The organism is Blautia sp. An249 (assembly GCF_002159835.1).
Classification (GTDB): Bacteria; Bacillota; Clostridia; order Lachnospirales; family Lachnospiraceae; genus Blautia_A; species Blautia_A avistercoris.
Window position 1 is genome coordinate 1 of the sequence record NZ_NFJL01000009.1, and the last position, 18,155, is coordinate 18,155.

General features: G+C 45.0%; 17 protein-coding genes and 2 pseudogenes. 17 read left to right on the forward strand and 2 right to left on the reverse strand.

Features of this window, described 5'->3' with window-relative positions:
• From B5F53_RS09665 to ftsH, 5 genes and pseudogenes are all read left to right on the forward strand, one after another.
• Positions 1-447: pseudogene (locus tag B5F53_RS09665) on the forward strand (collagen-like protein); the annotation flags it as partial.
• A gap of 5 nt (positions 448-452) precedes the next feature.
• Positions 453-1,106: an H-type lectin domain-containing protein gene (locus B5F53_RS09670; RefSeq protein ID WP_087222808.1), complete on the forward strand. Its 654-nt coding sequence runs from the start codon at positions 453-455 to the stop codon at positions 1,104-1,106.
• Positions 1,107-1,131: 25 nt separating this feature from the next.
• Entirely contained in the window at positions 1,132-1,611 is a 480-nt protein-coding gene (locus B5F53_RS09675) for a phage holin family protein (protein ID WP_087222810.1), read from the forward strand.
• A gap of 56 nt (positions 1,612-1,667) precedes the next feature.
• Positions 1,668-3,089 (forward strand): glucosaminidase domain-containing protein, encoded by a 1,422-nt coding sequence (locus tag B5F53_RS09685; RefSeq protein WP_242970288.1) that lies wholly within the window; start codon positions 1,668-1,670, stop codon positions 3,087-3,089.
• A 696-nt stretch (positions 3,090-3,785) separates the two neighbouring features.
• Positions 3,786-5,583, forward strand: a pseudogene (ftsH, locus tag B5F53_RS20835) (ATP-dependent zinc metalloprotease FtsH).
• Between the two features lie 16 nt (positions 5,584-5,599).
• Here ftsH and B5F53_RS09695 read toward each other — a convergent pair.
• A complete protein-coding gene (locus B5F53_RS09695) occupies positions 5,600-6,028 on the reverse strand; it encodes an acyl-CoA thioesterase (RefSeq protein ID WP_087222812.1) in 429 nt (142 codons plus the stop codon).
• Positions 6,029-6,183: 155 nt separating this feature from the next.
• Here B5F53_RS09695 and B5F53_RS09700 point away from each other — a divergent pair, with 155 nt between their 5' ends.
• The 6 genes from B5F53_RS09700 to B5F53_RS09725 are packed head-to-tail and all read left to right on the forward strand — an operon-like array spanning position 6,184 to position 12,288.
• Positions 6,184-6,531, forward strand: coding sequence for a zf-HC2 domain-containing protein (locus B5F53_RS09700; RefSeq protein ID WP_162610571.1), 348 nt, complete (start codon positions 6,184-6,186; stop codon positions 6,529-6,531).
• A gap of 36 nt (positions 6,532-6,567) precedes the next feature.
• Positions 6,568-9,216 carry a DNA polymerase I gene (gene polA, locus B5F53_RS09705; protein WP_087222816.1) on the forward strand — a complete coding sequence of 883 codons (2,649 nt, stop codon included), beginning with the start codon at positions 6,568-6,570 and terminating at the stop codon, positions 9,214-9,216.
• An 18-nt stretch (positions 9,217-9,234) separates the two neighbouring features.
• On the forward strand, positions 9,235-9,834 hold the full coding sequence (coaE, locus tag B5F53_RS09710) for a dephospho-CoA kinase (RefSeq protein ID WP_087222818.1): 600 nt from the start codon (positions 9,235-9,237) through the stop codon (positions 9,832-9,834).
• Positions 9,821-10,618, forward strand: a complete 798-nt coding sequence (locus tag B5F53_RS09715) for an MBL fold metallo-hydrolase (protein ID WP_087222821.1) — start codon at positions 9,821-9,823, stop codon at positions 10,616-10,618. Before coaE ends, B5F53_RS09715 begins: the two co-directional genes overlap by 14 nt.
• A 15-nt stretch (positions 10,619-10,633) precedes the next feature.
• Entirely contained in the window at positions 10,634-10,906 is a 273-nt protein-coding gene (locus tag B5F53_RS09720; protein WP_087222823.1) for an ACT domain-containing protein, read from the forward strand.
• Between the two features lie 17 nt (positions 10,907-10,923).
• Positions 10,924-12,288: a PFL family protein gene (locus tag B5F53_RS09725; protein WP_087222825.1), complete on the forward strand. Its 1,365-nt coding sequence runs from the start codon at positions 10,924-10,926 to the stop codon at positions 12,286-12,288.
• A gap of 59 nt (positions 12,289-12,347) precedes the next feature.
• Here B5F53_RS09725 and B5F53_RS09730 read toward each other — a convergent pair whose 3' ends face one another.
• On the reverse strand, positions 12,348-13,577 hold the full coding sequence (locus B5F53_RS09730; RefSeq protein ID WP_087222827.1) for a nucleotidyltransferase: 1,230 nt from the start codon (positions 13,575-13,577) through the stop codon (positions 12,348-12,350).
• Between the two features lie 123 nt (positions 13,578-13,700).
• Here B5F53_RS09730 and pta point away from each other — a divergent pair, with 123 nt between their 5' ends.
• The 6 genes from pta to B5F53_RS09760 all read left to right on the forward strand — a co-directional run bounded on the left by pta (position 13,701) and on the right by B5F53_RS09760 (position 18,140).
• Positions 13,701-14,696 (forward strand): phosphate acetyltransferase, encoded by a 996-nt coding sequence (gene pta, locus B5F53_RS09735; RefSeq protein ID WP_087222829.1) that lies wholly within the window; start codon positions 13,701-13,703, stop codon positions 14,694-14,696.
• 26 nt (positions 14,697-14,722) lie between these two features.
• Positions 14,723-15,913 (forward strand): acetate/propionate family kinase, encoded by a 1,191-nt coding sequence (locus B5F53_RS09740; RefSeq protein ID WP_087222831.1) that lies wholly within the window; start codon positions 14,723-14,725, stop codon positions 15,911-15,913.
• Between the two features lie 77 nt (positions 15,914-15,990).
• Complete coding sequence (locus B5F53_RS09745; RefSeq protein ID WP_087222833.1) at positions 15,991-16,518, forward strand: YceD family protein; 528 nt, start codon at positions 15,991-15,993, stop codon at positions 16,516-16,518.
• Positions 16,519-16,521: 3 nt separating this feature from the next.
• Positions 16,522-16,704, forward strand: a complete 183-nt coding sequence (gene rpmF, locus B5F53_RS09750; protein ID WP_087222835.1) for a 50S ribosomal protein L32 — start codon at positions 16,522-16,524, stop codon at positions 16,702-16,704.
• 83 nt (positions 16,705-16,787) lie between these two features.
• Positions 16,788-17,270 carry an NUDIX hydrolase gene (locus tag B5F53_RS09755; protein ID WP_087222837.1) on the forward strand — a complete coding sequence of 161 codons (483 nt, stop codon included), beginning with the start codon at positions 16,788-16,790 and terminating at the stop codon, positions 17,268-17,270.
• Positions 17,271-18,140, forward strand: a complete 870-nt coding sequence (locus tag B5F53_RS09760) for a patatin-like phospholipase family protein (protein ID WP_087222839.1) — start codon at positions 17,271-17,273, stop codon at positions 18,138-18,140. It abuts the gene before it with no gap.
• Positions 18,141-18,155 lie beyond the last annotated feature (15 nt).

The window sequence follows — 18,155 nt, forward strand, 5'->3', positions numbered from 1 at the left end:
ACCGGGCCCCAGGGGGAGCAGGGCATCCAGGGGGAACAGGGACCCAAAGGAGAGAAGGGGGATCCCTTTGCCATTGCCAAAACTTTTACATCGATTGCGGAAATGAATGCGGGATTTTCCGCGGACGGTGTGAAAGAAGGACAGTTTGTCCTGATTGACACCGGGAGCGTAGAGGATGAAGACAACGCCAAACTGTACGTAAAGGGCAGTACATCGTATACCTACATCACAGACCTTTCCGGCGCAAATGGTATGACCGGACCTCAGGGTCCTCAGGGAAAACAGGGAATCCAGGGCGAAAAAGGAGACACCGGAGAGCAGGGGCCGAAAGGGGATACCGGGGAAAAAGGAGAAAAAGGAGATACTGGGGCGCAGGGACCGGCCGGCCAGACGCCGGACCTTGAAATCCGGGAAGATGGACACTTATATGCCATCTATGAGGAGTGATCCGTATGGCAAAAAGAGAGATAGATTTAGGGAGCGTCATCGGTCCCCAGGGGCCGCCTGGGGAAGTTCCGGACCTGGCGCAGGAAACCATCCCCTTTTCCAAAGCATCCAGCCGCGTGAACATCTCCCCGGATGAAACGATGACCGTTAACCTGGGGAGAATCATGAAATACCTGGCGGATTTACAGACCGTGGCCTTTTCCGGGCTGTACCAGGACTTAGGATATAAGCCTGTCATCATTGCCAACCTGCTAAGCAGCAGCGACAGCTCGATCTTAGCAGCAAGCATGGGGAAGAAGCTTGCGGAGATGGTAGGGACGCTTTCCGAACTGGACACTGAGGTATCGGCGGATTTGGTAAAAGCCATTAACAGCCTGGTGGAGCGTCTGAATACCCTGGAAGCCAGCAGACAGTCGGGAATATCGGAAGCCATCACCGTAAGTGCCAGCGGAATCACGGAAAAACGCATCAACTTCCCGAAAGCGTTTGCCAGTATCCCCAATGTAGTGGCCTGCTTTTATTCCGGTTCTACAGAGGTAAACTTCTCAAAAGTAAATTTATCCGTAATCGATATTGATACCACTGGATTTACAGCCAAAATCTTTAACGGGCATACCGGCCGCTTTGCACCAAATATCGAATGGCAGGCATCCATATAAGAAAAAAAGAAGGGAAAGTGAGGATATGAAGAAAATGAATTACGCAGAAGCGATTATAGACAGCTATAATGCAGTTGTTGGAACAGTGATTGCAGTGCTCTCTTATCTGTTAGGAGAACACTGGATCCTGTTTGTGGCCTTTTTGTTTTTAAATTTGGCAGACTGGGTGACCGGTTGGATGAAGAGCCGGATGGCCGGAAAGGAAAACTCTGTAAAAGGCTGGAAAGGAGTCCTGAAAAAACTTGGATACTGGCTGATGATTCTGGTGGCCTTCGGGGCATCTGCCGTCTTTATAGAGATTGGAAAAACCATAGGGATTGATTTAGGGATTACCACTTTACTGGGATGGTTTGTGTTGGCATCCCTGCTTATTAATGAGATAAGGTCTATCCTGGAGAACTTTGTGGAGGCCGGCTATCATGTACCCACAATTTTAATCAAAGGGTTGGAAGTAGCAGATAAAATGGTAAATAAAGAAGAATCCGAAAAGGAAGAAAAATCATAAGAAGAATCCGCTCCGGGTTCTTTTTTTAATAGGAAGATACGAAAGGGCTTTTAATTATGACAAAACAAGAATTTATCACCCAGATCGCCGGGTATGTACAGAAATATGCACCACAGTATGAAATTAAGTGCTGCAGCGCTGTGATTGCCCAGGCTATCTTAGAGAGCGGCTGGGGAGGAAGCCGGCTGGCAGCCCAGTACCACAATTATTTCGGGCTGAAATGCGGTACCAAGTGGACAGGCCCTTCTGTCAATATGGCCACACAGGAAGAGTATCAGCCGGGGACATTGACTACAATAAAGGATAATTTCCGTGTTTATGGCAGCATGGAAGAAGGCGTGAAAGGGTATTTTGAATTCATCCAGTTATCCCGGTATCAGAACTTGAAAGGTATTAAGGATCCACAGACGTACCTGGAGACAATCAAAGCGGATGGATACGCCACAAGCAGTAATTATGTGGCCAATACGATGGCGGTGGTTAATCAGTACAACCTGATACAGTATGACAAGGAGGGGTTAAAAATGAGTAAAATTGAGAAAGCAATAAAACAGATGGAAGCCTGGGCGAATGATTCTGCACACGGCTATGACCAGACTTACCGGTGGGGAGAAAAAGGAGATTACGACTGTTCTTCCGCCGTGATTCAGGCTTATGAAAATGCAGGGGTTCCTGTGAAAACGAAAGGAGCCACCTATACCGGAAATATGCGGAGTGTGTTCCTCCAGTGCGGATTTAAAGACGTGACAAGTAAATGCAACTTATCTACAGGATCCGGATTAAAGCGCGGAGACGTCCTTTTAAATACCGTGCATCATACGGCTATGTATTGCGGAAATGGAAAAGAAGTAGAAGCAAGTATCAATGAAAAGGGGACGGCGACGGGAGGAAAGCCGGGAGACCAGACAGGGAAAGAATTTCTTATTCGTTCCTACCGGAATTATCCCTGGAATTATGTGCTTCGATATGAAGAGGCAGAACTGGTTATTGATGCTAATCACTGGTTAGAAAAAGGAGATACAGGGGCTTTAGTAAAAGAAGTCCAGGAAGATTTGATTTACTTAGGCTTTTCCTGCGGATCGGATGGGGCAGACGGAGAATACGGGGATAACACCGTCAAAGCGGTGAAGGCAGCCCAGAAGGCCTACGGTTTAACCCAGGACGGCCAGTACGGATTAAAGACCAAAAACGCCGTAGACAAAGCTGTAGCACAGAAAAAGAAAGAAGAGGAGGCAAATAAGTTGCAGACAGCAGTATTAGATAAAGTAACGTTCCCTTATATCAAAAAAGGCAGCAAAGGGGTAGGTGTAAGCATGTTACAGACGATGTTAGGAACAAAAGTGACCGGAACCTTTAATGACGATGATGTAAAGGCTTTTAAAACGTTTCAGAAGAATACCAAACAGAGTCAGGACGGCATCTGTGGAGAAAACGGTTGGAAAGCCGTGGCCGCGCACATGCTGGCAAACACGAAGTAATAATGTAGAAAAGACCATGAAAGTATGGTAAAATAAAAAGGCTGTCGAACCTCCAGCAGAAGGGAGGTGAGAGCATGGAATATATCATCCGATTCTTTGTTTCGGTCATGGCAAGTGTAACTGGCTATTACATACGCAAGTGGTTAGACCGGAACGATAAAGACAGCTAACCCCAAAAACCCCAGAGACTGGCCTCTCTGGGGTTTCCTTAAGCATGGAACTAAATCCGATTCTTTAGCTACTCTTATCATATGCTTTTTGGGACTTAAAGTCAACCATATTTTGATGTGGTATGATTTTAATAAAGAAAGTATTGTATCATCTCCGTGTTGCATTTCGTGTTGCATAGTTGTATTTTTCGGAAGAATACATGATGTAATTAAAAAATCAAAAAGCTTTAAAATGCTGTATTTATGCGGTGTTTCACGTTTTAGCGGAATGTGTTTCTTCTATATAATAGGTTATCATCCGGTTCGAGTCCGGCCATCGGCAGTCTGAAAACCTTGAGAAATCAAGGTTTTTTCTTTTTAAAAATATATTTCTAAAGAAATTGTGAAAAAAGTCTAAAAACTTCTTATTTTGGAGAAAACTCTTTTGACATTCAGAAATAATCGCGTTATAGTACTTTACAACACAATCCCCAGATAATTTATCGGGTTATTGGAATACTATAGGTGGAGGCGATTGTATTTGGATATAAGAGAGAAAAAACCGGAGAAAAAACCTTTGATTTTCTATTACGGCATTGCGATTCTGGTCATCCTTTTACTGAATTTACTTGTTTTTCCCATGGTACGGGAAGGAAGGATTAAAGAAACCGATTACGGTACATTTCTGGATATGCTGGAGAAAAGGGAAGTAGAGCAGGTAGAAGTAGACGGAGATACCATTTATTTCTCTGCCGGGAACAATGGGAGAGAAACGGTATATAAGACCGGGAAGATGGAAGACAATGCCCTGGTGGACCGGCTGCGGGATTCCGGAGCGGAGTTTACCTCAAAGATTGAAACGGAGCAGTCTCCGATCCTTACTCTTCTGATAAGTTGGGTTCTGCCTCTGGCCTTTTTTGTTTTAATCGGGCAGTGGCTGAGTAAAAAAATGATGAAGTCTATGGGGAACGGCCCCGGAGGTATGATGTCCTTCGGAAAAAGTAATGCCAAGATTTATGTGAAATCCTCTACAGGAATTAAATTTACCGATGTGGCAGGAGAAGATGAGGCAAAAGATTTGCTGACGGAGATTGTGGATTATCTGCATAATCCGCAGAAATACAGAGAAATCGGAGCTTCTATGCCCAAGGGGGCGCTCTTGGTAGGCCCTCCCGGAACGGGAAAAACACTGTTGGCAAAGGCTGTTGCCGGAGAGGCGGAGGTACCCTTCTTTTCTATTTCTGGCTCAGAGTTTGTAGAAATGTTTGTAGGTATGGGAGCAGCCAAGGTCAGAGACTTGTTTAAACAAGCCAATGAAAAAGCGCCCTGCATCGTATTTATTGATGAAATCGATACTATTGGTAAAAAGCGTGATGGAGCAAGAGATGGACGGATTTGACGGTTCCAGAGGCGTAGTTATTCTGGCGGCTACCAACCGGCCGGATTCCCTGGATCCGGCGCTGCTGCGCCCCGGCCGTTTCGACAGGAGAATTCCTGTGGAATTGCCGGACTTACAGGGAAGAGAAGAAATCCTGAAAGTTCATGCAAAAAAGATTAAAATTGCCGATTCCGTTGATTTTCATGAGATTGCCAAAGCAGCGGCAGGAGCTTCCGGGGCAGAGCTGGCCAATGTGGTCAATGAGGCAGCCCTTCGTGCAGTCAGGGACGGAAGACGATTCGCCACCCAGGCAGATATGGAAGAGAGTATTGAAGTGGTAATTGCAGGATACCAGAAAAAGAACCGGGTGCTTTCCAATAAGGAAAAGCTGATCGTTTCTTATCATGAGATCGGTCATGCACTGGTGGCGGCAAAACAGACAGATTCTGCTCCTGTGCATAAAATTACGATTATTCCCAGGACTTCAGGAGCCCTCGGATATACCATGCAGGTAGATGAAAAGGAGCATTTCCTGATGAGTAAAGAAGAACTGGAAAATAAGATTGCAACCCTCACAGGAGGCCGGGCAGCAGAGGAATTAATCTTCCATTCCATAACTACAGGGGCGTCAAATGACATTGAACAGGCTACGAAACTGGCCCGGGCTATGATTTCCCAGTATGGAATGAGTGAAGAATTCGGTATGGTTGCCCTTGAAAATATCAGCAATCAATATCTGGGCGGAGACGCTTCCTTAGCCTGTTCCTTTGAAACCCAGACTTTACTGGATAAGAAAGTAATTGCTCTGATACGTCAGCAGTATGAAAAAGCCACGAAAATTCTTACAGAAAATATGGCTAAGCTTCATGAGCTTGCAAAATATCTGTATGAAAATGAGACAATTACAGGAGAAGAATTTATGAATATTCTGGAACACGGCCTGCCGGTTCCCAAAATGATTGAATAAGGATGGAGAGCGGCTGTTAATCAGCCGCTTCTTCCATACAAGAGCAGATAACGCTGTAAAGATCAGGGCGGCTTCGTTTTAAAGAAACGGGCTGTCCTTTTTCATTTAAGAAACAATGACTGCTGCTGCCGCAGGCCATCAGCTTTTGGGTCTGTGCATCCAGAACCTGATAGTAAAGCTTTAACTTAATGCCGTTAAAACTTTCTACCCGGGCAGTAAGAAGCACCGTATCTCCAAAATGGACCATAGATTTATAGCTGCAGTCCACAGAAATAACCGGACTCAGAATACCTTCCTGTTCCAGCCGCTGATAAGGAAATCCAATCTCTTCCAGAAAAACAATCCTCGCTTCTTCAAACCAGCGGATATAATTGGAATGATGGACAATTCCCATCTGATCGGTTTCATAATACTGAACTTTATGGGTATAATTGGATGTAAACATGGCATGAAACTCCTTTTCTTTCGTTCTTTTTGATGTTGTTCCCCGGAGAGTTATTATACCACAGGTTGCTTTTTTGGGAACAGAAAGATATAATAAAGGACAGTAAACAGGGAAAGAACAAAGAGAAAGGCAATACAAAAGACAGGAGGGCGGCAATGGACTGCAGAAAAGCAGAGAGTATGGTGGGAGGATACATCCAGAATACGTTGTCTGTGGATGAATTAAGTGATTTTTTGAAACATATTAAAGAGTGTCCCTCCTGCTATGAAGAGCTGGAAACGTATTTTATCGTCTATTATGCCATGCAGCATCTGGACGGAGAAAAAGAGGAAACTCTGAATATGAAAAAGCTTCTGGAGCTGGACCTGAAAAAGAAAGAAAAGTATGTTCATATGAAAAAAATACAGCGCACAATTGCGATAGGTATTTTCTTTTTGATTGTTTTAGGCCTGATGGTGTTTTTCGGAATAACCGGGCTTCATATGAACAATATTATTTATTAGAAGACCTGAATAAAACAAGCAGATGGAGGAAAAGCAGTGGGTGAGAAAATTTTATTAATCGACGGTCACAGTATTTTAAACCGGGCTTTTTACGGGCTTCCGGATTTGACCAATTCAGAAGGACGCCATACAGGGGCTGTCTATGGATTTTTGAATATCATTCTGAAAATACTGGAGGAAGAACAGGCGCAGTATCTGGCGGTTGCTTTTGATCTTCATGCCCCTACTTTCCGCCACAAAATGTTTCAGGAGTATAAAGGAACCAGAAAGCCCATGCCGGAAGAACTGAGAGAACAGGTGCCTTTGATGAAAGAAGTGCTGCAGGCCATGGGAATCAAACAGATCTCCCTGGAGGGGTATGAGGCGGACGATTTACTGGGAACGATAGCGAAACAAAGTGAAGGGGAGGGGATGGAAGTTACCATTTTATCCGGAGACAGAGATTTGCTGCAGCTTGCCAGCGAACATATTTTAATCCGGATTCCCAAAACCTACAGAGGAAAGACAACTATTGAGGACTATCACACACAGGAAGTTCTGGAAAAATACCAGGTAACTCCCAGGCAGATTATTGAGCTGAAGGCTTTAATGGGAGACAGTGCTGACAATATTCCTGGAATTCCGGGAGTGGGAGAAAAAACGGCCACGAAAATCATTGTGGAATACGGAAGCATCGAAAATGCCTATGCCCATGTGGATGAAATCAAGCCTAAAAAGGCTATGGAATCCCTGAAGAACAATTACGAAAAGGCAGTTTTAAGTAAAGAACTGGCTACGATTTGTCTGGATTCCCCTGTGGGATTTTCCTATGAAGAGGCGAAAGTAGCGGATTTTTATACCCAGGAGGCCTATGAATTATTTAAACGTCTGGAATTTAAAAACCTGTTGGGAAGATTTGAAGGAAAAAAGGGAAAGACAGACGTCAGAGAAAAATTCTTTACCTGTATGGATCTGGAAGGGGCGGAATCTGTTTTTCAGAAAGCTGCGTCCAAAGAAACTGTGGGTATTCAGATTATCGGAAAGAAAACCCCGGTACAGGGGCAGGAAGTGTATGGAGTGGGTGTGGCCGTCTCCGAAGAAGAAATTTATTATCTGCCGGTGCAGGGATTTATCACTTCTGCCTATCTGGTATCCAAAGCAGAAGAACTGGCCGGAGTAACCCTTCTTTCCTGTATGGATGTAAAAGAGATGTTAAAGTATCTTTCCATAGAAGACAGTCGACAGGTATTTGACTGCGGAATCGGGGCCTATCTGCTGAATCCGCTGAAATCTTCTTATACGTACGACGATCTGGCCCGGGAATACTTAAAAGAACTGTTTCCTGCCAGAGAAGAACTTCTGGGAAAACTTTCTTATGAAAAAGCACTTCTGGAAAAAGAGGAAGAGCTGGCGCAGATGGCCTGCTATATGGCTTATACAGCATTTTGCACCAGACCGGAAATTGAAAAGGAACTTGAGACGGCCGGTATGCAAAGAGTGTTCCGGGAAATCGAAATGCCCCTGGTTTTTGCGCTGGATTCTATGGAGAAACTGGGAATCCGGGCAGAGGCTCAGGAACTGAAACGCTATGGAGATAAACTGAAAATACGGATTGTGGAGCTGGAAAAGAAAATCTGGGAAGAGGCAGGGGAAGAATTCAATATCAATTCGCCCAAACAGCTGGGCGTGATTTTATTTGAAAAGATGCAGCTTCCCGGAGGAAAAAAGACGAAGACCGGATACTCCACAGCGGCGGATGTACTGGAAAAACTTTCTGCGGATCATGAAATTGTAAAAGACATTTTAGAATACAGACAGCTGACAAAATTAAAGTCCACATACGCGGACGGTCTGGGAAATGAAATCAGGGAAGACGGAAGGATTCATTCCACATTTAATCAGACTATTACCGCTACAGGACGTATCAGCAGCACGGAACCGAATCTGCAGAATATTCCTGTGAGAATGGAACTGGGAAGGCTGATCCGCAAGGTTTTTGTACCAGAAGACGGATGGGTATTTCTGGATGCCGATTACTCTCAGATTGAACTGCGGGTTCTGGCTCACATGTCCAACGACGAGAAATTGATACAGGCCTACCGCCAGGCACAGGATATACACAGACTGACAGCTTCTCAGGTATTCCATACCCCCTTTGAAGAAGTAACTCCTCTTCAGAGAAGAAATGCGAAGGCGGTAAACTTCGGAATTGTCTATGGAATCAGTTCTTTCGGGCTTTCCCAGGATTTAAGTATCAGCAGGAAAGAAGCGGCCCAGTATATTGAAAAGTATTTTGAAACCTATCCGAAAATTAAAGGATTCCTGGATGATTTGGTTGCCCAGGGAAAGGAAAAAGGATACGTGGAGACTTTGTTTGGCCGCAGACGGCCTATTCCGGAATTGAAATCCAGTAATTTCATGCAGCGTTCTTTCGGAGAACGGGTGGCCATGAATTCACCTATTCAGGGAACGGCAGCGGACATCATTAAGATTGCCATGAACCGGGTCTGGCAGAGACTGAAAAAAGAAGGACTCAAATCCAGACTGCTTCTTCAGGTTCACGATGAACTTCTGATTGAAGCGCCGGTAAATGAAGTGGAGCGGGTTTCCCGGATTCTGGAAGAGGAAATGAAAGGGGCTGCCCGTCTTCAGGTGGAACTGGAAGTGGATATGCAGGTGGGAAACAGTTGGTATGAAGCAAAATAAGAGACAAAGAGGGAAACAATGAGAACCATAGGAATTACGGGAGGAGTAGGAGCAGGAAAGAGTACGGTGCTGTCTTATCTGAAGAACCGGTTTCAGGCAGATGTGCTGGAGGCAGATAAAATCGGACACCTGCTGCTGGAACCGGAGGGCGCCTGTTATCAGCCGGTGGTCAGGCTTCTGGGGAGGCAGATCCTGGGAGAACAGGAAAAAATTGACCGAAAAAAAGTGGCGGCCCTGGTATTTTCCTCGCCGGATCTTTTAAAGCAGTTAAATGGAATTATTCATCCTGCGGTTAGGAAATACATTCTTCAGGAGAAATCCAGGAAAGAAAAAGAGGGCAAAAAATTTCTGTTTATAGAAGCAGCGTTATTTTTTGAAGATCATTATGATGCATTTTGTGACGAGGTGTGGTATATTTATGCAGATGAGGCTGTCAGAAAGAAAAGATTAAAGGACAGCCGCCAGTATTCTGAGGAGCGGATTCAGCAGACGATGGATCGGCAGCTTTCAGAAGAAGAATTCAAAGCGCGATGTGATTATCAGATTGAAAATAACGGGGAAATAGAGAAAACCTGCCGTCAGATCGCAGAAAGGGTCAGAGAGTATGAGAATATGTAGCATTGCCAGCGGCAGCAGCGGCAATTGTATTTATGTGGGAACGGAAAGTACCCATGTACTGGTGGATGTGGGAATCAGCGGAAAGAAAGTGGAAGAGGGCTTAAATGCCATAGATATGACTTCGAGAGATATGGACGGGATTTTAATTACCCATGAACATTCCGATCATATGAAAGGACTGGGTGTGCTGGCCAGAAAGTACGGACTTCCCATTTATGCCACCAGAGGAACCATAGAAGCGATCTGCCGGATGTCCAGCGTTGGAAAGCTTCCGGAGGGGATTTTCCGTGAGATTCAGGAGGATATTCCCTTTCAGATTAAAGATATGGTGATTAAACCCTTCCAGATTCCCCATGATGCGGCACAGCCGGTGGGATACCGGCTGGAACATGAGAACAAATCCATAGGAATTGCCACGGATTTGGGAAAATACGATGAGTACATAGTAGGAAAACTACAGAATCTGGATGCATTGCTTCTGGAAGCCAATCACGACATTCGGATGCTTCAGGTGGGCAGCTATCCCTATTACCTGAAACAGAGAATTTTAGGGGATAAGGGGCATTTATCCAATGAAAATGCAGGAAGACTGCTGTGCAGGCTGCTCCATGACCATTTAAAAGCTGTGCTTTTAGGGCATTTAAGTAAAGAGAACAATTATGAAGAGCTGGCTTACGAGACCGTATGTCAGGAAGTAACGCTGGGAGATAATCCCTATCAGTCAAAAGATTTTAAAATTCAGGTAGCAAAGAGAAACTGTGTTTCTGACTTAGTTACCGTATAGGAGGAGAATATTATTATGAAAAAAACTATTATTACTGTAGTAGGAAACGACACTGTGGGGATTATTGCAAAAGTCTGCACGTATCTGGCAGGAAACAACATCAATGTGCTGGATATTTCCCAGACCATTGTACAGGGATATTTTAATATGATGATGGTTGTAGACACCAATCAGTCTGTGAAAGAATTTGGAGATATGGTAAGGGATCTGGAAACACTGGGAGAGGAAATCGGAGTTGTTATCCGCTGCCAGCATGAAGACATTTTCAACAAAATGCACCGTATTTAAACCGAAGGGAGACACAGATGATTAACATATTTGAAGTAAATGAAACCAATAAAATGATCGAGCAGGAAAACCTGGACGTGCGTACCATTACTATGGGAATCAGCCTGCTGGACTGCATTGATGCCGATCTGGAGGAAGTGAATCGGAAAGTCTATGAAAAGATTACGAAAAAGGCGCAGAATCTGGTGGAAGTGGGGAACCAGATCGAAAGAGAATACGGAATTCCCATTGTCAACAAACGGATTTCTGTAACTCCCATCAGTCTTATCGGGGGAGCCGCCTGCAAAAGCCCGGAGGATTTTGTAACTCTGGCACAGACCTTAGACAGGGCAGCCCATGAGGTGGGCGTGAACTTTATCGGAGGGTATTCCGCGCTGGTATCCAAAGGAATGACGCCGGCGGATGAAAATCTGATTCGTTCTATTCCGGAGGCCCTGGCCTGCACAGAACGTGTCTGCAGTTCTGTGAACGTAGGTTCCACGAAAACGGGGATTAACATGGATGCAGTAAAGCTGATGGGAGAGATGGTTCTGGAGACAGCCAGAAAGACAGAAAGCCAGGATTCCCTGGGATGTGCCAAACTGGTGGTATTCTGCAATGCGCCGGATGACAATCCTTTTATGGCAGGAGCTTTTCACGGGGTAACGGAGGCAGATACCATTATCAATGTGGGAGTCAGCGGCCCGGGAGTGGTAAAAACGGCTCTGGAAAAAGTAAGAGGAAAAGATTTCGAAACCTTATGTGAAATGATTAAACGGACAGCCTTTAAGGTAACGCGTGTGGGACAGCTGGTGGCTCAGGAGGCCTCCAGACGTCTGGGGGTTCCCTTTGGTATTATCGATTTGTCCCTTGCCCCCACACCGGCTATGGGAGACAGTGTGGCTGAGATTCTCGAAGAGATTGGACTGGAGCGGGCCGGCGCCCCCGGAACAACAGCAGCTTTGGCTCTTTTGAACGACCAGGTGAAAAAGGGCGGCGTTATGGCGTCCACTGCCGTGGGCGGTTTAAGCGGAGCATTTATTCCTGTCAGCGAGGATCAGGGAATGATTGATGCGGTTAATGCAGGCGCTCTGAATCTGGAAAAACTGGAAGCCATGACTTGTGTCTGCTCTGTGGGTCTGGATATGATTGCAATTCCCGGAGATACAAGTGCAAGTACCATTTCCGGAATCATTGCAGACGAGGCAGCGCTGGGAATGGTGAATCAGAAGACTACAGCCGTACGTCTCATCCCTGTTATCGGAAAAGATGTGGGCGAGACCGTAGAATTCGGAGGACTTTTGGGCTATGCGCCGATTATGCCGGTGAATTCCTTCTCCTGTGAGAGATTTGTGGCAAGAGGCGGAAGAATTCCGGCTCCCATCCATAGTTTTAAAAACTAATAGAAAAATGTCGTTTTCCAATGTGAACAAGAAGCATTGGAAAACGACATTTTTTATTCTTATTCCTGAATTATAATCGGCTTCTGATATTCGTGGATGAAAGGAAGTCCGCTTTTCTGGCTGGAGACGGCCTGATAAAAATTGGAGGCAAAGACATCCTGAGCCAGAAGTTTCTGTCCGGAGGGGGATAGAATCTCCCGGGCATTGGCCAGTTTGGTAAGCAGAGGGAGACTGCCTTCCTTTTTTATCCGGTGAAGCAGCTCTGCCGACTCTTTGCGAAAGCCCAGGACTCTGGCGTAAGAAACCGGATAAATTTCCTTTAAGTTTAACAGAACATGCAGGAGAGAGCGCTGAATCCGGGTATAGGTAACCTCCTTTGTTTTTAAAAGCCGGCAAAACTGAGAAAAGGACTGAAACTGGTTCCGGTTTCTTATAATTCTGCGGCTTAATTCTTCTGAGAGATCCAGATATTCTGTTAAAGATAATAGGGATTCCCTTAAAAGCTGCGTCTGTAACAACAGAGAATAATCGTCTTCCAGAATGTTTCTGCGCTCTTTGACGGCCTTTTGCAAAAGCCGGGCGGCAGTCCGGGGCATCTGGCTATACAGCCCGTTTAAATCCGAATGGGCAGAAAGATAGCTGCGGATGGCAGAGGCAGAGGGGTAGCTGTCAGGATCTGAAAAAGACTGCTCATGATACCCGGATCCTACCCGGAGAATAGGCCAGGGTTTTATGGGACTGTGCAGTTTGTCAAGTACCCGGCAGTATTCCACCCCTAACAGATTGTTAGGGGAACGAAGCAAAGCCGCTTCCTCTGAATCAGCCTGATTCGGATGCAGACAGGCAGTAAGAGCCCCGGCTCTGGCAGCAGGGTAAGGCAGCCCTTTTTTTAAAGAGGCTTTTAATGCCTGCCGGTAAGAAGGGGGTTCCTGATTTAAGAGGGAGGCGGTCTTAATAAACAGCTCCTGTCGGGGAGTCTCACATCCGAAACATAAGTGGGTTACCACCCCAAGGCCATGGAGGAGAGAAACGGCTCCTTCGGCAAAGTATTCGGCGCTTGAGCAGGAGTAGGAAACCGGAAGTTCCAGAACCAGATCGGCGCCGCAGCAAAGAGCCATCTGTGTTCTGGAAAATTTGTCAAGAAGAGCAGGGGTTCCTCTCTGTACGTGATCCCCGCTTAAGACAACAATCAAAAAGTCAGGATTCAGGGCCTGCCGAACGGTTTTCATCTGATATTCATGTCCATTGTGGAAAGGATTATATTCTGCGATTATACCAGTAACTTTCATAGAAATTGCACCTCAAAAAATACATGACAGTTTCCAGTATTCTACCATTGAAATGCTTGAAATACAAGGGGCCAGGAGTTATAATAAAAACAGCGAGTAAAATACGAAAGGAGCCATTTAATCATGGGATTTATTGATGTAATCAAGGAAAAAGCCAGAGCGAACAAGAAAACCATTGTTCTTCCGGAGAGCGAAGACAGAAGAACTCTGGAGGCAACTGCTCAGATACTGAAAGAAGGACTTGCAAATATTGTTTTAATTGGAAATGAAGAGCAGATCAGGAAAGATGCAGAAGGGCTTGATATTACGGGAGCAGTAATCGTAGATCCGGCAACTTCCGATAAAACACAGTCCTATATTGACAAATTAGTGGAATTAAGACAGAAAAAGGGAATGACTCAGGAACAGGCAAAAGACATTATGCTGAATCAGAGAACCTACTACGGCGTAATGATGGTTAAGATGGGAGATGCAGACGGAATGGTTTCCGGTGCATGTCATTCAACCGCCGACACCTTAAGACCAAGTCTTCAGATTCTGAAGACAAAACCAGGCACGAAACTGGTTTCCGCATTTTTCTTAATGGAAGTGCCGAATTGTGAATACGGGGAAAACGGTACGTTCGTATTTGGCGACTGCGGATTAAATCAGAATCCGACTTCCGAAGAGCTGGCAGCAATTGCAGTATCTTCTGCAGAAAGCTTCAAAATGCTGGTAGGAAAAGAACCGAAAGTGGCAATGCTGTCTCATTCTTCTAAAGGAAGCGCAAAACATGATGATGTTACAAAAGTTGTAGAAGCAGTGAAAGCAGCAAAAGAGATGGCTCCGGAGCTGCAGTTAGACGGAGAACTGCAGCTTGATGCAGCAATCGTTCCTTCTGTAGGTGCTTCCAAGGCTCCTGAAAGCACAGTTGCAGGACAGGCAAATGTTTTGATCTTCCCGGATCTGGATGCAGGAAATATCGGTTACAAACTGGTACAGAGACTGGCAAAAGCAGAAGCATACGGTCCGATGACCCAGGGAATTGCAGCCCCGGTTAACGACTTATCCAGAGGATGCTCTGCCAGCGATATTGTAGGCGTAGTGGCAATCACAGCAGTACAGTGCCAGAATCAGTAAAAAACGAAGTTAAAGGAGAAACAAGAATGAAAATATTAGTTATTAACTGCGGAAGTTCCTCTTTAAAATATCAGTTAATTGATATGGAAAACGAAAATGTATTAGCAAAAGGCCTTTGTGAAAGAATCGGTATTGCAGGCTCCAAGCTGACCCATAAGCCGGCCGGAAAAGGAGAATTTGTAATCGAGAAGGAAATGCCGGATCATAAAGTGGCTGTACAGCTGGTTCTGGATGCTTTACAGGATGCAGAACACGGCGTGATTGCCAGCAAGGATGATATTTCTGCTATCGGTCACCGCGTACTTCATGCAGGTACCGTATACAGTGATTCCATCGTTGTAAATGAGGATGTGAAGAGAGTTATCCGGGAATGTTTCCCTCTCGGACCGTTACATAATCCGGCAAACCTGATTGGTATCGAAGCATGTGAACATGCAATGCCGGGCAAACCAAACGTAGCTGTATTCGATACGGCTTTCGGTATGTCCATGCCGGAAAAAGCATGTATGTATGCAATTCCTCATGAATATTATGAGAAATACGGCATCCGCAGATACGGTTTCCACGGAACCAGCCATAAATTCGTATCCGGAGAAGCTATCAAATTTGCAGGACTGGATCCGGAAACAGCAAAGGTAATCGTTTGTCATCTTGGAAACGGTGCAAGTATTTCCGCTTCCATCGGCGGCAAATGTGTGGACACCAGCATGGGTCTGACCCCTCTGGAAGGTCTGATTATGGGTACCCGAAGCGGTGACGTGGATCCGGCTGTTGTTCAGTTCATCTGCAACCATGAAAATATCAGCGTTGACGAAATGCTGGATATTTTAAATAAAAAATCCGGTATTCTGGGTATGACCGGCATCTCCAGCGATTTCCGTGATGTTGAAAAGGCGAAAGAAGAAGGCAATCATCTGGCAGAAGTGGCTCTGGATGCATTCCGCTACCGTGTCATCAAATATGTAGGCGCTTATATTGCAGCTATGAATGGTGTAGATGCCATTGCATTTACAGCAGGTGTAGGAGAAAACGACGCGGATACCAGAAAAGAAGTCTGCGACAGCCTTACCTATGCAGGGGTTAAGATTGACGAAGAAGCAAACAACGTAAGAGGAAAAGCTACCATGATTTCCGCACCGGATTCCAAAGTAAAGGTTATGTTAATGCCTACCAACGAAGAGCTTGCAATTGCAAGAGAAACTTTGGCTCTGGTTTAAAGAAGACGGAAAATTAACCGTTGACAAAACTGCGGGGAGTCGGTATAATTCATTAGGTGTGATTAGGAGACTTGTTTATGCTAGTTCATTTGTCAGATATCGTATCCCAGACTGGGAAGACTGAGAACATGGAGGTTCCTGTAACTGTCGATGTGATAAAGTCTGAATTGGGAAGTTTTAAGATTGCGGAAAAATCTCCTCTGCATTTGCAGATTATAAATACCGGTAACAAGGTTCTGGAATTAACCTGTGATGTGAAACTGGTAATTCCAATGCCCTGTGACAGGTGTCTGAAGGAGGTTCCGGTTGACTTTGATTTGCATTTTCAGAGCAAACTGGATATGAAGCAATCCAGGGAAGATAGGATAAAGGACTTAGATGAGAGTGACTATATCACAGGATTGGACCTGGATACGGATTTATTGATCTGTAATGAGGTGCTGATTAACTGGCCTTTGAAGGTTCTGTGTAAAGAAGACTGCAAAGGAATCTGCAGCCGGTGCGGCCAGAATTTAAATGAGGGTACCTGTCAGTGTGACAGAACCAGTCTGGATCCGCGGATGGCGGCAATCAGTGATATATTTAGCAAATTTAAGGAGGTGTAACCGATGTCCATCTGTCCAAAAAATAAAACTTCTAAAGCAAGAAGAGATAAGAGAAGAGCAACATGGAAAATGAGTGCTCCAAACTTGGTGAAATGCAGCAAATGCGGTGCTTTAATGATGCCTCATAGAGTATGTAAAGCTTGTGGAAGCTATAACAAGAAGGAAATTATTAAAGTAGAAGACTAAGACTGGAAAAGAGTGTAATGGTGTTGGATTATTCCGACACCATTTTCTTTATATCAAAAAAGGTATGGAAAGGTTGAGGAAACATGGGAAAGTCAAATATGACAACACTGTGTTATATAGAAAAAGACGGATGCTATCTGATGATGCACCGGATACGGAAAGAGAAGGATGTAAATAAAGGAAAATGGATTGGAGTAGGCGGCCATTTCGAAACAGGGGAAAGTCCGGAGGACTGTCTGCTGCGGGAAGTCCATGAAGAAACAGGGCTTTCTCTTACCTCCTATCGTTTTCGTGGTCTGGTTACGTTTACCCAGGAAGGGTACGGGACAGAATATATGTGTCTTTATACGGCAGACGGCTTTGAAGGAGAGCTGCAGCAATGCAGAGAAGGGGATTTGAAATGGATTCCCAAAGAAGAAATCAAAGATCTGAATTTATGGACGGGAGATCGGATTTTTCTGAAACTGCTGGCAGAAGAGGCGCCGTTTTTTTCTCTGAAACTGACTTATGTGAAAGACGAGCTGAAAGTAGCCTGTCTGGACGGAAATATGCTGGAGGTGGAATAAATGCATCATGCGGGACTGATATTAGAAGGCGGAGGAATGCGGGGAGTTTACACCGCGGGTATCCTGGATTTCTTTCTGGATAAAGAGATTGAATTTAAAGAAATCTACGGAGTTTCGGCAGGAAGCTGCCATGCCTGCAGTTATTTATCCAAACAGAGAGGCCGGGCGTTCGATGTGAACGTACAGTATCTGGACGATCCCCAGTACTGCAGCGTAAGAAGCCTGGTGAAAACCGGCAACCTGTTTGGCGCAGAAATGTTATATCACACCATACCCGATAAATTAAATCAATACGATTATGATACTTTTATGAAGTATCAGGGAAAGTTCTATGCAGTTCTTACCAACTGTGTGACCGGAGAGCCGGTATATTATCCGGTCAGAGAAATGCATAAAGATATTTCGGCAATCCAGGCTTCCAGTTCTCTGCCTCTGGTTTCAAAAATGGTGTGGATTGAAGGAGTTCCTTATCTGGACGGCGGAATCAGCGACTCGATTCCTCTGGAGCAGTCCTTAAAAAACGGAAACAAATGGAATGTGGTAATATTAACCAGGGATAGTTCCTATCGGAAATCCCCTAACTCCATGATGCCTCTTTTAAAGGCACGCTATAAAAAGTATCCGAAACTGGTGGAGCAGATGAAAAACCGGCATCTCCATTATAACCGGACCTTAAAATTAATTGAAAAGGGAGAAAAGGCGGGAAAAGTATTTGTTATCCGTCCGAAAAAACCGGTAGAAATCGGAAGAATCGAAAAAAACAGGGAAAAATTAACGAAACTGTACAACGAAGGCTATGAAGATGCAGAAAAATGTTATGATCAGTTGGCAGAATTTTTAGAGAAGGCAGACAAAAATCCACGGGGATAGGGGCAAGCCTATTGA